The 14,267-nt window shown below is 42.2% G+C and carries 12 protein-coding genes and 1 other RNA gene; 5 read left to right on the top strand and 8 right to left on the bottom strand.

Annotated features, from left to right (window positions below):
• Position 1: 1 nt before the first annotated feature.
• Entirely contained in the window at positions 2-1,651 is a 1,650-nt protein-coding gene (locus tag AC1DWN_RS09275; protein WP_477558616.1) for a M56 family metallopeptidase, read from the top strand.
• A 686-nt stretch (positions 1,652-2,337) separates the two neighbouring features.
• Here the strand turns inward: AC1DWN_RS09275 and AC1DWN_RS09270 are convergent.
• Together AC1DWN_RS09270 and AC1DWN_RS09265 are read right to left on the bottom strand one after the other, a co-directional pair.
• On the bottom strand, positions 2,338-4,734 hold the full coding sequence (locus AC1DWN_RS09270; RefSeq protein ID WP_477558615.1) for an alpha/beta hydrolase: 2,397 nt from the start codon (positions 4,732-4,734) through the stop codon (positions 2,338-2,340).
• Positions 4,725-5,513, bottom strand: a complete 789-nt coding sequence (locus AC1DWN_RS09265; RefSeq protein ID WP_477558614.1) for an ABC transporter ATP-binding protein — start codon at positions 5,511-5,513, stop codon at positions 4,725-4,727. Before AC1DWN_RS09265 ends, AC1DWN_RS09270 begins: the two co-directional genes overlap by 10 nt.
• A 157-nt stretch (positions 5,514-5,670) precedes the next feature.
• Here AC1DWN_RS09265 and AC1DWN_RS09260 point away from each other — a divergent pair, with 157 nt between their 5' ends.
• Positions 5,671-6,309 (top strand): GTP pyrophosphokinase, encoded by a 639-nt coding sequence (locus tag AC1DWN_RS09260; protein WP_477558613.1) that lies wholly within the window; start codon positions 5,671-5,673, stop codon positions 6,307-6,309.
• Between the two features lie 225 nt (positions 6,310-6,534).
• Here the strand turns inward: AC1DWN_RS09260 and AC1DWN_RS09255 are convergent, their stop codons facing one another.
• Genes AC1DWN_RS09255 through AC1DWN_RS09245 form a run of 3 tightly spaced genes read right to left on the bottom strand, consistent with a single transcriptional unit; the run spans position 6,535 to position 7,725 of the window.
• Complete coding sequence (locus AC1DWN_RS09255) at positions 6,535-6,951, bottom strand: hypothetical protein (protein ID WP_477558612.1); 417 nt, start codon at positions 6,949-6,951, stop codon at positions 6,535-6,537.
• A gap of 6 nt (positions 6,952-6,957) precedes the next feature.
• Positions 6,958-7,170 (bottom strand): DUF1540 domain-containing protein, encoded by a 213-nt coding sequence (locus AC1DWN_RS09250; protein WP_477558611.1) that lies wholly within the window; start codon positions 7,168-7,170, stop codon positions 6,958-6,960.
• Between the two features lie 54 nt (positions 7,171-7,224).
• A complete protein-coding gene (locus AC1DWN_RS09245; RefSeq protein ID WP_477558610.1) occupies positions 7,225-7,725 on the bottom strand; it encodes a YpuI family protein in 501 nt (166 codons plus the stop codon).
• A gap of 207 nt (positions 7,726-7,932) precedes the next feature.
• Here AC1DWN_RS09245 and AC1DWN_RS09240 point away from each other — a divergent pair, with 207 nt between their 5' ends.
• The 3 genes from AC1DWN_RS09240 to AC1DWN_RS09230 all read left to right on the top strand — a co-directional run bounded on the left by AC1DWN_RS09240 (position 7,933) and on the right by AC1DWN_RS09230 (position 11,840).
• Complete coding sequence (locus AC1DWN_RS09240) at positions 7,933-9,780, top strand: S8 family peptidase (RefSeq protein ID WP_477558609.1); 1,848 nt, start codon at positions 7,933-7,935, stop codon at positions 9,778-9,780.
• Positions 9,781-9,992: 212 nt separating this feature from the next.
• Positions 9,993-10,772, top strand: coding sequence for a phytanoyl-CoA dioxygenase family protein (locus AC1DWN_RS09235; RefSeq protein WP_477558608.1), 780 nt, complete (start codon positions 9,993-9,995; stop codon positions 10,770-10,772).
• Positions 10,773-10,931: 159 nt separating this feature from the next.
• Complete coding sequence (locus tag AC1DWN_RS09230) at positions 10,932-11,840, top strand: helix-turn-helix domain-containing protein (RefSeq protein ID WP_477558607.1); 909 nt, start codon at positions 10,932-10,934, stop codon at positions 11,838-11,840.
• 141 nt (positions 11,841-11,981) lie between these two features.
• On the opposite strand, the gene rnpB is transcribed toward AC1DWN_RS09230, so the two are convergent.
• From rnpB to AC1DWN_RS09215, 3 genes are all read right to left on the bottom strand, one after another.
• Positions 11,982-12,388: RNase P RNA component class A (gene rnpB, locus AC1DWN_RS09225), an RNA gene on the bottom strand.
• A gap of 76 nt (positions 12,389-12,464) precedes the next feature.
• Entirely contained in the window at positions 12,465-13,586 is a 1,122-nt protein-coding gene (locus AC1DWN_RS09220) for a Nif3-like dinuclear metal center hexameric protein (protein WP_477558606.1), read from the bottom strand.
• Positions 13,562-14,267, bottom strand: a 706-nt coding sequence (locus AC1DWN_RS09215) for a tRNA (adenine(22)-N(1))-methyltransferase (protein WP_477558605.1), incomplete at its 5' end; no start/stop codon positions are given. The genes AC1DWN_RS09220 and AC1DWN_RS09215, both read right to left, overlap by 25 nt.

The raw sequence follows: 14,267 nt of genomic DNA, 5'->3' as shown, positions 1-14,267 counted from the left end.
CATGATATATGTACAATTGTATTTACAGGTTTTTTTCGACTGGGTGATTCGGGCTTCGCTAATGGCAAGTGTGCTGGTTGTTCTCATTGTCATGATCAAATGGATACTCAGAAACAAGTTGCAGCCGAAATGGCATTATCTCCTATGGTTGCCTGTTGTCATCCGGCTCGTATTACCTTGGGCACCCGAGAGCTCGTACAGCGTGTACAATCTACTTCCAATTAAGCAGCAGTTGTCTAATGAATTCCTTTCAGGATCGCTCTATGATATTTCCAATCGTTATGAACAAAGAAATCAGTTGAAGAATAACGAGGATTCTCCGAGCGAATGGACACTCAAAGGTTCATCCGACGTCACGGTTCATTCCGCTGCGAACGTTCCTGAGAAAGAAGTCCATGCCAAGCAATCGTTTGTGAATCTATTATCCAAAATAACGCTGCGAGACATGCTGTTTTTTGTTTGGTTGCTAGGGGTCATAGTGTTGAGTCTTATAACCCTTATAGCCAATATCAACGTGTATAGACGAATTAAAAAACAGCCCAATGTAACCAATCCGGCGGTCTTACAAGTATTCGAGCAATGCAAACGCCAAATGTCGGTCAAACAACCGATTCTTCTAACCGAAACAGATGCAGTGCCGAGTCCTGTGGTTTATGGGTTTATGAAACCAAGGATTTTATTATCCCGTTCGTTGATTCGTTCGATGGATGCCGATCAATTCCGTTATATTTTCAATCATGAACTGGCACATATCAAGCGCAGGGATGTTGCGATGAATTGGCTCATGCATGTTCTGGTTATTTTACATTGGTTTAATCCGATTATGTGGGTTGTCTACGCACGAATGCGGGCAGACCAAGAGGTAGCCTGTGATGCATTAGCCTTGTCCTACATCCATGCTGAACACAAAGCAGCGTACGGTCAGACGATCATTAATTTATTGGAGCATTATGCAGGAGCCCGGAGATATCCAGGTTTGGTCGGATTATCGGGTAATTACAAGCATCTAAAGAGGAGAATACTCATGATTAAACATTTTAAGAAAAATTCTATTCGCTTATCTGTATTAGGTTTAGCAACGCTATTAACTGTCTGCTCATTCTCATTAGTAAATGCGCAAGGGACACCAGCCGCGAATACCCAATTAAATGAAACAGTTGAAGTGGAAGTGGTAAAGCTATCGCAGCCTGGAGGCGGCCAAAGCCCGACAGTTAAAACTGCGGAAGAAGCTAATCAGGTATTGCAGAAGTATTTTAACTTGACTGGATTTTCACTTATACCAGATGAGAGAAAAGTAGCCACTGCATCTTATGTAACCACAGACGACAGTATGCGTGTATGGATTGGTCCAAATAAAAAAATAATCGGTATCAGTGATATGAAGGCATGGAAAGATAAAGAAAATAGAAATGAAACGAAAAAAGAACAATGGATTTCAATAGACCCAATTAAAGAGAAAGCGATTCAATTGGCTCAACCATTCCTTGACGTTAGTGTTCAAGAAGTACAAATCACAACAACAACACATCATCACAATGATTCGAATATTAAATTTGATATTATTCCTTCTTCCGAAGGCAATCTTACTGGCGACCCTTTTAGTATATCTTTCGACCGATACACTGGAGCTATCTTGAATATTAACCCTTAGCTGTGAATGAGCTGAACGACTGGAGGCTATCAACTGCTACCGCAGGGCCGTAGGGCAACAAATGGGCAACCGGAGAACGATAGTTAAATAACCAGTGCAGCAGTCTGAACAACAGGCTGTCGCACTGGTTTTTTTCAAAGTTGAACCTTAGTAAAACACCACAATGATTCACAAGTTTGCACATGTTGATATATCTGGTAATAACCATCCCCTGGCATTTCGGGCACTATGTGATGCGGATCGGTTGCCTGAAGAGTTATTCCCCGTTCAATTGTGTAGCCAACAATTCATTGAGCAAGGACCGGCCAGACAAATCGCGTTATTAAGCACTCACATGTCTGGTGTGCTGCAACAAAATCAAAACAAAAAAACGGCATCTCTGTCGTTTTGGTATAAGGTAGGTATGGTGGAGCCTAGAGGGATTAAGCTCGCATATTCTCGCTTATCTATTATGGGATGTTTGAATCTTAATCGAAAGGCTGACGAAGCTTACTCGATGAGGACTTTAACGGTAGATTCAGACGCCGTGCTCCTCCATGATGTTTATACAGGATGCCTTTTCATACACTCAGTCCGGCCGGACTGAACCCCGGACGCCCCCTACTAGTGTTTGGTGGAGTCTAGGGAGCTCGAACCTCTGACCTCTTCGCTGCCAGCGAAAAGGTCTCCCGCTCTTTTTATACCCATTAAGACATAAAACCAATGTCATCAAGCATAACCTTACCTGGTCCATTAATGAAATGGAARGTAATTTGGCTTATATCTTCAACTGCAAGCGGCGTCTCCGTTTCCGTTGATCCAAACTTATCAATCGGAAGAACGTAGGTTTGGAATACAGGCTCATTGGCTTGTGTATACTTCTCATCCTTCACCCGCTCCTCAAGCCAAGAAAATGACATAAAAGCTGTATAGATAGATGGTTGGACTGGCATGATATCGGCAAGCACTAACTCTCTTGTCTTACCGTCATTAGTTGTTAATTTAATTTCAACCTGCGGTAATGGAGGCAGTTCTAGCAATCCTCCACTTTCCGCTACCGTTTCTTTATCCTCTATCCCTTCCTCATTTTCAACTTTTTCATTCTCAACTTTTTTATCTTCATTTTTTTCGTCTTCTTCTTTAATTTCATCTGTTGCCATCAAATCCCGCTCGAGATTTGCCATTGAGAAAACAAGATTTGCATCTGAAATAGATGCTAATTGTTCCATTTTCTTAGGTGAAAGATTCAGTTCATAGCTAGCACCAGATTCACTCCATTCCAACTCAATACCTTTTGTTCCCTTATTATTTCCATCACGATCCTTGGCGTAAGCTTCCTGCCACTCCACCATTCCCTTAACTGAGGCAGCACCGCCCGCCTGCAAAGTCGTTTTACTGCTATCTTCTTCGTACCGTGCAATTTCAGTAAAGTTAGCTTCTTCATAACGATTCGTATATTCCGTATCCGGAAGCCAGCTCAGACCGGTGCGATAATCTCGGAATAATGCTTTGTAATCATCTTCTCCCAGCAGTGTTGCTTGAAGAAATGCAGATACGTATACTTTTGATACCTGACGCTGCTCTTCACCATCAAGCATTCCCTTACGGTTAAGAAATAGGCCACCCGGCGGGCGTTCATCCATGATGCCCCAATCCGTATTAAATTGACTATGATTAGCATCAGCTATATATAACGCAGCTTTAAACTTTTCAGATTTCTGCTTAAAGGTAGTACGGCTATACTGACGCTCTCCATAGAAATTGTTAACATCTCCGTCTCTAGCTCCTTGCAGCGTTAAATAATTCACTTCTGATAAACGAGCAGACTTATCATCCACCTGCTTATCGGTAGGCGCTATTGCGATAACCGATTTAATATTGATGTCACTCAAGCTCGCAAGCGTCTTATCCTCTTTAAACCACCGGTCCGCGTCCGCAGCCATTGCTACAGCTTGGCCGCCTCGTGAATGACCGATTAACGCGATATTTTCAAAATCGACATGATTTGTAAAAGGATTATCAATCCGCTCATTCAGCTGTTGAATTTGTTGGAGGTGCTTGAGAAGCACCCAAGCTCGCATCTTCATATCGTGATTGGGTATGCCTGACCAAACGGAATAATTCAGAAAATTTTCATCAACTGAAACAGCAATAATCCCTTTACTGGCGAGCAGTTCACCCAAATACGCATAGCCTCCATCAGAGAAGCTCTCCATTAAATGATTGCCATGAACGATAAGGGCAAGCGGAAAGGTCCCTTCCCCCTCAGGCATCCATACACGACCGTTTAAAGGCAGCTTATGCTCATCAAAACCCCAGAATCTGGTCTTTAGTCCAGACCATTCCGTAATATAAGCAGAGGCATCTACTGTATCCGTCTCTACGTCTACCTCGTCGCCAAATAAAGTACGATGCTTATCTTTTCCACTGCCATAAGTAAATGATGAATACTCAAAACGACCATATTCAGCAGGGTTCACAGCATGAATAGCAGCAACCTCTATTCCGTCATCCGCTTCTACATCTAATGAGCCGGCTCTAACAGGCAGAGAGGCGGTACTGTTCCAAATAACAGTCACTAATAAGGCTGCAGCTGTACAAGCCATTACTATTGCCATAATCACTTTGCTTCTACTTTTAATCTTCATTCTCAAAAGCAGACCTAGTAAACAGCCTGCTATTGACCCTATTAGCATGAATACTACCGAACCAATAATAGAAAGCCATATACCAAACTCAGCAAAATACATAATGATATAGGTTTCCACAGCGGCGTAGAGCCAAACTGCAGCAAATCGCCGCGGAATAGGTATATAGGCCATGGATAAGAGTAAGGAAACTAGTATTGCCGCAACTGTCATAGCTATAGCATTTAAACTTAAAAATAGAATAATATCGATGACTGTGCCCAAACCTGTTGGCATACCAAATACCGCCGCAAGCATGGATAGTGAACCAAAAAATGCCGTGCCTCCAGTAGCAATTCGCCACATGTAATGATCACGATCGCTGCGAACGCTATACCTTTCAACTATCCACGCTTTTATTTTTCTCTTTCTTCTGCGTTCCGGCTGCGGCTCTTGCTGTTGTAATTCTAATTCCATAAAGCCCCCCTTACAGCCAGCCAGCTTCTTCCTTCACGCCATTCAATAATGACGGGCACACCGAAAAACTCACTCATTGTGGTCGATGTCAATACATCTGCTGTATCTTCAGCTGCAAAAATCTGTCCTTCTTTAATTAGTAGCGTCTTCGAGAAGCATGGCAATATCTCTTCAACATGATGAGTTACATACACAAGAGTAGGCGCATTCTCTTGAACAGCAACAGATGCAATCATTTGCAGCAGTTGTTCCCTAGCAAATACATCTAGCCCTGTACACGGCTCATCTAGAATAAGCAGCTTAGGTGATGCCATCAATGCTCTAGCAATAAGGACACGCTGCCGTTCCCCTTGAGATAACGTATCGTAAGTTCTATTAATTAAGGGAGAGCAACCGAGTGATTGCATTAAGTTCTCTGCTTTAAAGAGATCATCATCATCTGTATGATCATATAATCCGATTGTCGCGAACTTGCCGCTCAAAACGATTTTCAATGCAGTTTCACTGCCATAAAGCTTTTCCTGCAGCGATGTACTTACCCATCCGATGTTTTTACGCAGCTCGCGCAAATCGAACTCACCAAACTTCTTGCCAAGAACAGACATACTTCCTTCGGTCGGCCAAATATATCCGTTGATCATATTTAATAATGTCGTTTTACCCGAACCGTTCAGACCAAGCAAGCACCAATGCTCTCCTTCTTGTACTTTCCAGCTCACATTGTCCAATACTGATTTATTTTCACGATCCCATGAAACGTTATTTATATCAATAATCATGTCATCACTTCTTTCCCCGACATTGTTCATAAATCGATAAATTTGACTTCGAATATTTTATCGACCATTATAATAATACAACGAATCTTGTCCGTATAGAAACGTTCTTGTAAACATTGCCACTATACTTATATTTCAGTTCAGGAGTGATTAGCGTATGAAAACCGACCAATATAAGCAATGGGCTCATTTTTTTCTAACCTACAAATTTGCTTTAGATGAGGTAGAAACAAAGCTTAACATTTTAAATGAAGAATTTCAGTTCATTCACGATTACAATCCAATTGAGCATATGAAAACTAGAATTAAGACACCAGAGAGCGTCATGTTGAAACTCAAACGAAAGAGTTTAGATATTAGCTTAGAAAACGCCAAGTCCTATATTCGGGACATCGCAGGCGTAAGAGTCATTTGCTCCTTCTCGACTGATATTTATCATATCGTTGATATGATCAGCAATCAAAATGATGTAAAGGTCGTTGAACTGAAAGATTACGTGAAAGAACCTAAGCCTAATGGCTATCAGAGCATTCATTTGATCATAGAAATCCCAGTATTTCTAACGAATCGAACAGAGCATATGCTTGTAGAAATCCAAATCAGAACGATAGCGATGGATTTCTGGGCAAGCCTTGAGCATAAAATCTATTATAAATTTAATGAACAAGTTCCGCCACATATTCAACAACAGCTGAAAGGCTCCGCTTCAATGATTGACTTACTGGATAGGCAAATGCTTGCACTTAATGAAGAGGTCAAACGACATCGTGAACAAGCTTCAACCTATAATCGATAAAGTTTAGAGGTATGAAGGAATGATGTCTTTGCGGTTCATGGTTTCATGGATCGAGGTAAAATAGAGGGTACAAGCGTAAACGGCTGTCGCCGTCCTCTTCGGCAAAAGCATTCGTTTCGCGGAGATATATAAGCACTTTTATAAGTGAAAACTTATAAATTCTTATATATAAAAAAAGGCTCTTTCCCACTAAAACAGGAAGGAGCCTTTTAACCGTTAAGTTCGTTAAGTTATCGCGTAGTAAAAGGGAACAATGATTAAATTTAATGCTATTGCTAAAATTCCGATTGCCATAGTCCAACCACCGAGCCCTTTTGCACCTTGCTGATAGGCAACAAAACCAAGTACTGTCGCAGTAGCTCCAAGCAATACCGGCCAAAGAAACCATGACGCTATCGCAAATGCAAGCGAAACCCAACCTAACGCATATCCTGCGTTTTCGGTATCTGTTCGCTCGGCTCTTTCTACGTCCCGGTCCTCTCTCCGCCCCGTATGAACACCTGTACTTCCTACAGCAAAGTCTGCTCCCATTTCTTCATTCACATTCAACATGCTGCCAGTACTCGCAACAGAAGTTGCCGCGAGTGTGGTTCGATCAAGCTCATCTAACTCATCATCATAACCGTCTTCAAACTTGTCCATCAGGCGTCACTCCTTAGGTTTAAAAGTCTGACAGCAAGTTGCTGCTGACTGATTAGCATGATCCTCGTGGAATAAGCCTAAATCGTCCCCAGCAAATTCATGATTAAAATTGGTCCCTGCATGTTGATCGATTTCAACCATGATCTGATCAGCACCACAGTTATTACCTTCTTTCCAGAAGTTGCAATTAGCTACACTACATGACACGCCACTCGGCATAAAAAAATCACCCCCGTTATCAAGTTACCCTGACCGGAAGTGATTCATACTGCCTTATTTTTGTCCTTGCATACGGCGCTGCGTCATGTAGTCATTTTCGTAATAGGCCAATTCGTCACGCAATTCCTCGAAAATTTTCGAAATTCCAAGCACTATCTCGCGCGAATGGCGAATCGGCTTGTAACGGAAACGAATAGCATCTTGACCGGTATACGCGTAACGTCCATCTTCGGAATAACATTCGTTCTTCGGGTAATAAAACGCGTTGATGCATTGGTGATACACTTCATACAGCACGCGTTCCGCATAATCTGTATCAAAATTGGGCCGTCTGAGCAATACTCCCAGCTTTTCAACTGAGACTTCAGAAAATACCAATAAATGTCTCAAATCGGATAACAGACCTTTATAAAAGGTTTGGGCTTCTTCTCCATTGTCCTCACCGGTCAATTGGAGCAAAGCGTTGCTGTTTAGAAACGGTTCAAGTTGGTTAACCGCATCTTTAAGCTTTGTGCGTGTTGATTCACTGAGCGCTTTGACGTTAGCAGATGGCATGTAGGTAGATCCCCTTTCATATTCCGAACAACATTCTTTAATTTATTGAATTCGTAAAAAAAACAGTCAACTTAATCGTACCACAAATTGCATAGAAGTGGTACTGGCGTTTAACGCGTTAGCTCGCATAATTTCAACTTAAAAACCCGAAGCTATATTTTAGACTTAACGATTTTGAAATGATGATTATAGGAGGTTGCATGTATAGTGAGAAAATGGATCGGTGCTCTGACAATAATCGCAATTGCTGCTTTACTTATACCTTCAACGAATTGGTTTGCTCCAAAAAAATCAGAAAAAGCACCTCAAACCCAAACCTTCTCAGCCAAACCTGAGAAAAACCTTAAGCTTGCCTCGCTCCAGAATGATATGAAGGCAACTGCCCTTCTTTGTTCGACCGAATGCTCGAAGGATTTTCAGAAGATGATGACAGCTTCTGGTGATTCTAAACCCAAAGCGGAAGAACAAGTTAAAAAGATGATGCATGAGCACATGCATATGAGCTACATTAGCTGGATATCTGGAGATCGATCTGTTGATCGAGGCGCTATCCCCCATGCAAATGAGAAAGCAAAAACATTTGTAGCTCAAGCAAAAGCACAGATAAAAAAAGGAGTCAAATTTGAATCCCCGCCATTTGAAGATAGTGAGGGATCTCGTTACATTGTACTCGGAGTGCCTGATTCCAAACATGCTGGGATAGGTGTTGTAGGAGTCATTAAACAAAATATCGTGAAGTCAGTCGAAAAGCATCAATTACGCAATTTACGACTTGTTCCCTACCCTACTGAAGGTAATTACAGAATTGAATCGGTCGTACCTAATTCCACGATCGATACAACCGTTCACAACGGTGAAGATAATGGTAATGCCAGTCACTATCACATCAAGGACGTAGTCGTTCATTTTGCGAAACCATTGTCCGAACCTGAAATGAAGCGAATCAGAAATGAAATTAACGCCGTATCTACTCAACAAATTGGTGACACATTCGTATTCCGTTCCAAAAATATTGAAACGGAGCAGCTTATCAAATATTTTAAACAATCGTGGAATACACAATATGCAGAGCCACATTATTTATACATGACAAATGAAACGGTTAATCCTGAAGTTATCGTTCCGAATGATGCTTTGTATTCTGAATACCAATGGAATTTGCCTTCCATTGAAGCTGAGAAAGGATGGAAATTATCCAAAGGTAATGATCAGGTCATTGTTGCAGTTTTAGATACGGGAGTACAAAGCAATCATCCCGATCTACAAGGAAAATTGATTGCCGGCACAAATATAGTTGACAGTGCAGCTGAACCAGATGATGATGTTGGACATGGCACGCATGTTTCTGGCATTATTGGAGCAACCGTCAATAATGGAGAAGGCGTAGCTGGAGTCTCTTGGTATAACAAGATTATGCCAATAAAGGTACTTGACAACAGCGGTGCCGGATCTACTTATTCTGTAGCCAAAGGTATAATATGGGCAGTTGATCATGGAGCAAAAGTCATTAACATGAGTTTGGGCAATTATGCTCAAGCAGACTTTTTACATGATGCCATCAAATATGCTTATGAACGTGATGTTGTCATGATTGCAGCTAGCGGAAATGATAATACGGAACGTCCCGGTTATCCTGCGGCTTATCCAGAGGTGTTCGCAGTAGCTTCAACTAACAGTAAAAAAGAGAAGTCTTCTTTCTCTAATTTCGGCGATTATATTGACGTAGCAGCTCCCGGTGACAGTATCGCAAGCACTTACCCAGGCAGTCAATATGCTGCCCTGTCCGGCACATCAATGGCTAGTCCACATGTCGCCGCACTCGCTGGCTTGATCCGTTCTGTCAATCCTGATCTAACTAATGTCGAAGTAATGGAGATAATGCGAACATCCGCTATCGACCTTGGAGCGAAAGGCAAAGATATTTATTTCGGGTATGGTGAAATTGACGTAGATAAGGCACTACAGTCAGCCTCTTCATTTAGCAGCGCGCTTCAAACCTATCCTGATCTTGTAAAACGCAGGCTGGAGCGTATTAGTTCGAGATTTCAAAAGTAACGCTCGGCAGAACAGTACGATGCTTATATAAAGACAACCATCCATTTATTCTTTAAATGGATGGTTGTCTTTTTTTCGTTTAATCCCAAATAATCCAGCTCGTAAGATCCACTTTATTCTTCGTAAAATCAACCAAGAAAATTACGCTTTCATTTTGGTAAATTAGATACATAAGAAGCAAACACCAACCCAAATAGAGAGGGAGATTAAATATGACTTTATTACCACAATTCAAGAAAGAATTTTATAATGAAAATGGTTTTGTCCAAGTCGATAATGTACTGACTGCTGAGGAGGTAAGGGAGCTTACACAATATTTGACTGAAGCTATGTCCTCTGAGGAAGAGCACCGCGCTACTACAACTTCAAAAAAAGGGAGCAGCTACTATCGCGTCCTTAATCAAAAGGTCAATGTGTGGAGAGATCATTTAGGTGTTGCCCGTTATTCTGCTCATAAAAAACTAGCCCAACTTGCTCTCGAGCTAAGTGGAGCTTCAGGAATTCGCTTGTTCCACGACCACGGACTATGGAAAATGCCAAATGATTCTAAGGAAACTCCTTGGCATCAAGATTTTCCTTACTGGCCTATGAATGAATCAGGAGCGCTTTCTGTATGGATTCCACTTGATGATGTTGATGAGGATAATGGCTGTATGATGTTCGTGCCAGGTTCACATAAAGTTGGTAAGCTTAATCCTATCGATCTGGTAGATCCGCAAGATATTTACGAGTATGTGAAAGGAACTGAGGTTGCAAATACTCGACCTGTCAAAGTCCCTCTGAAGACTGGGAGCTGTACGTTCCATAATGGATTAACGTTCCACTACGCTCATGCGAACAAGACAGATAAGCCTCGCCGAGTTCTTGCTATCATCTATATGCCAGATGGAACTACATTTAACGGAAAAGCACATCTTGTTACTGACGGCCATTCTATAGAAAAGGACGGCCCTATCATTGGCGGAGCATTCCCGCTTCTAGCAAAGATCTAAAATCTTATTTTTCTTCTAATTCCATTTTACTCAAAACTATAAGCAGGAGGCTTGGTCATTAATGTTAATGGCTATGCCTCCTCTTTTCTTATTAAAAAGGATTATCTATTTATTCTTCATCAAGTCCTGCTGTACAATATAAGAAAAGGAGGTATGCATATGCTGCGATTAGAAGCTGCTCAATTTCTTGAGAGCAATGAATTTCCCTTTCATGCTGCCACCTACCGTTTTCAATCATTAGAAAACATTGAACCACATTTGCATGACTTTGTAGAGATGGCTTATATTGCTGAAGGACGAGGTTACCATAGCTACAACGGCATTGAGTATCCTATTGGTGAAGGTGATGTTTTTATAATCGAACCCGATCAAATACACAGCTATCGCTGTACTCAAAATAATCAATTACTCGTATACAATATATTATTCCAGCCCTCTTTATTAAAAGCAGAGTGGGAACTTCTTGGAGGAGTTACTCCCTTCGTTGATTTCTATTATGTTGAGCCCTTTTTAAGAAACACGGTTCGATTTCAAGCTCACCTCAAGCTACAAGGTGGCGAACAGATCGAAATGAAATCGCAGATTAATCGATTGCTGCTAGAATATAAAGAAAAAAAGCTAGGTTATCGTATTCTGTGTAAAACGCAATTAATCGAGTTGTTCGTCTTCCTAAGTCGTTGCTATGAGCATGTAAAACGCGAGCCGCACATTTCAGTTGATTCTGACGAGCTTCGAATACGACGTATTGCTGTATTTATCTCCCAATATTACGATCAACCACTTACCCTGCTGCAAGTCAGCCGAATGTGTGGAATGAGTCAAACGACCTTCTCTGTTAAGTTTAAAGAATATATGGGGCATACATTCATCGAATATCGTAATGACCTTCGAATTAAAGCAGCGCAAGATAAGCTTGCAGAAACGACCGATAAAATTTCGCAAGTCGCTCAAGAAGTCGGATATGACGACTTAAGCTTTTTCAACCAACAATTCAAAGCCTTTACCGGAGTTCCTCCAGGTCAATATCGTAAACAAATCAAAGAAAAAAAGCGTGAATCAGAAATCTGATCCACGCCTTTTTCTATACTTATTTAAACTGCGAACGAGTGCTTTACAGTTTGCTTGTTATTCTTATGGCTACCTATCACCGCGAAACGGGCTTTTGCCATCAAAGGAGGGCACCAGCCCTAATCGCTTAGAGATAGTCGTGCGGAAAGTTTGCCGTAAGCCGGGTCCTGTACTTCTGGTGGTCCAAACGGGAACGACCCTCCCACGATGAAGCGACAATCATCTATCTAGGCCGCACATTGCTGAACGGCTCAAGCAACCAACCCGGGTACGCCTCAGGCTAAGGCTGCAGCCTTGCGGCTGCTGCACCCTCTCGGTCTTGCTCCAGATGGGGTTTACCAGGAACGTAGTCACCTATGCTCCTCGTGGTCTCTTACACCACGGTTCCACCCTTACCTGTGCCGGCTAAAAGCCGGCCATCGGCGGTCCATTTCTGTGGCACTATCCTTCAGCTCGCGCTGACTGGACGTTATCCAGCATCCTGCCTTGTGGAGCCCGGACTTTCCTCTCGCGGCAACAAGGCCGCCAGCGATTGTCTGTCAAACTTTCCGTAGCATCGTTAAGTATACAAGTAATTGCTTCAAAGCTCAACCCTCAAAAAAAGTCAAAAATAAGTCAAACTTCTTAGACAAATACAAAAGGCTCGGTATTTATCGTAGAAGCAACTGCTTTCGTCTCTGATTTGCTAGTAAGAAGTTGTTCATTCAGCCAGTCTGCAACACGCTGCTTCATAACCTTCTCGATGTTATGACCTGGATCAATGATCGTCATGCCGGCAGCTAGCGCGTCATGTGCAGTATGGTAATCAATATCGCCTGTTATGAGCACATCAGCGCCAGCGAACATGGCATGACGGACATATTTGGAACCAGCCCCGCCAAGAACCGCTGCCTTGCGTATAGTACGGTCTAGTGGTCCTATGACCCTAACAACTGGCACATCAAACACCGTTTTCATCCGTTCAGCAAGCTCACCTAAGCTTGTTGGTTCTATCAATTTGCCTGCCCGACCAAGTCCAAAGGATCTCCCCTTCAGATCAACAGAGTATAAATCATAAGCTACTTCCTCGTATGGATGAGCTTTGAGCATAGCTTGAACTACTTTGCGATGAACACTATAGGGAACAATCGTTTCGATTCTTACTTCATCTGCTTTCTCCAGCTTGCCTTGCACACCGATAAAAGGATCCGTTCCTGGGCCGGGTACAAATGTACCTGTTCCTTTACTATTGAAGCTGCAATTGCTGTAATTGCCGATTTGTCCGGCACCAGACCTCCACATAGCCTGCAGCACCTGCTCATGATGGCTTTCTGGCACAAACACTACAAGCTTATATAACTTGTCTGTATGGACCTCTTCCAAGCTCTGACGACCATTCGGTGCGATGCCAACCAGATCGGCAAGCCAATCATTGATTCCTCCATCAGCTACATCCAAATTAGTATGTGAGATATACACAGCAATATCATTCTTAATGAGCTTCTCATACAATTGTCCTGCAGGAGTCGAAGTGTCCAGCTTCGCCAAAGGACGATAAATAATAGCATGATGCGCAATGATAAGATCAACACCTGTTTCAATGGCCTCATCAACCACAGCATCCGTTACATCTAACGCTATCATCAGCTTTTTAATGGGTTTATTTAAAGTGCCAAGCTGCAGTCCGATTTTATCATTCTCAACTGCATAATGCTTAGGAGCCAGCTGCTCCATTAGCTGTATTACGGTTTGTCCGTTTGCAAACATTTCAAGACCTCCTCAAGCACATTCATCTCTGCCTTGAATTGCACCAGCTTCATTGCTGATTCCGGCAATTCTGATCCTGATAGCTGTTCGCAAATACGTGCAAGCTTATCCAGCTCATGCCGCCATTTTTTTATTAATACAGGCTTGGGAGCACGCAGTAAATGAGGTCCCATTTGTTTCAGCACAGCAACCAAAATCGCTTTATCAAGCATTAGTTTTAAAAACTCAGCATCATACAATTTTTCATTAAGCGAGTCTGCTTGATCCGATTTGACGGCATGCATAATTTCATATATTTTTCCATCTTCTTCAATAATACATTCTTCTTCCAAATACCAACCATGTTGAAGAAGCCACTCACGTACAATCGCCTCACCAACGTTTGGTTGAAGTACAAGTTCCTTAACCCCTTGAAGCTTTCCGTTTAAAAATCCAGCCTCAAGAATTTCACTCATCAGACTGCCGCCCATTCCAGCAATGGTAATGGTATCAGCTTCACCTGGCTGCAGCACATTTAGACCATCACCTTGTCTAACCGTTAAACGCTGTGATAGGCCTGCATCARCAGCCTGTTTACGTGCCGCTTCAAATGGACCTTTATTTAATTCCCCCGCAATTGCTGAAGGACATTTACCTATTTGCAATAAATAGACCGGAAGCATTGCATGATCTGATCCGATG

Source organism: Paenibacillus sp. P4_A7 (assembly GCF_056402455.1).
This window is presented reverse-complemented; position numbering and strand designations above follow the sequence as displayed.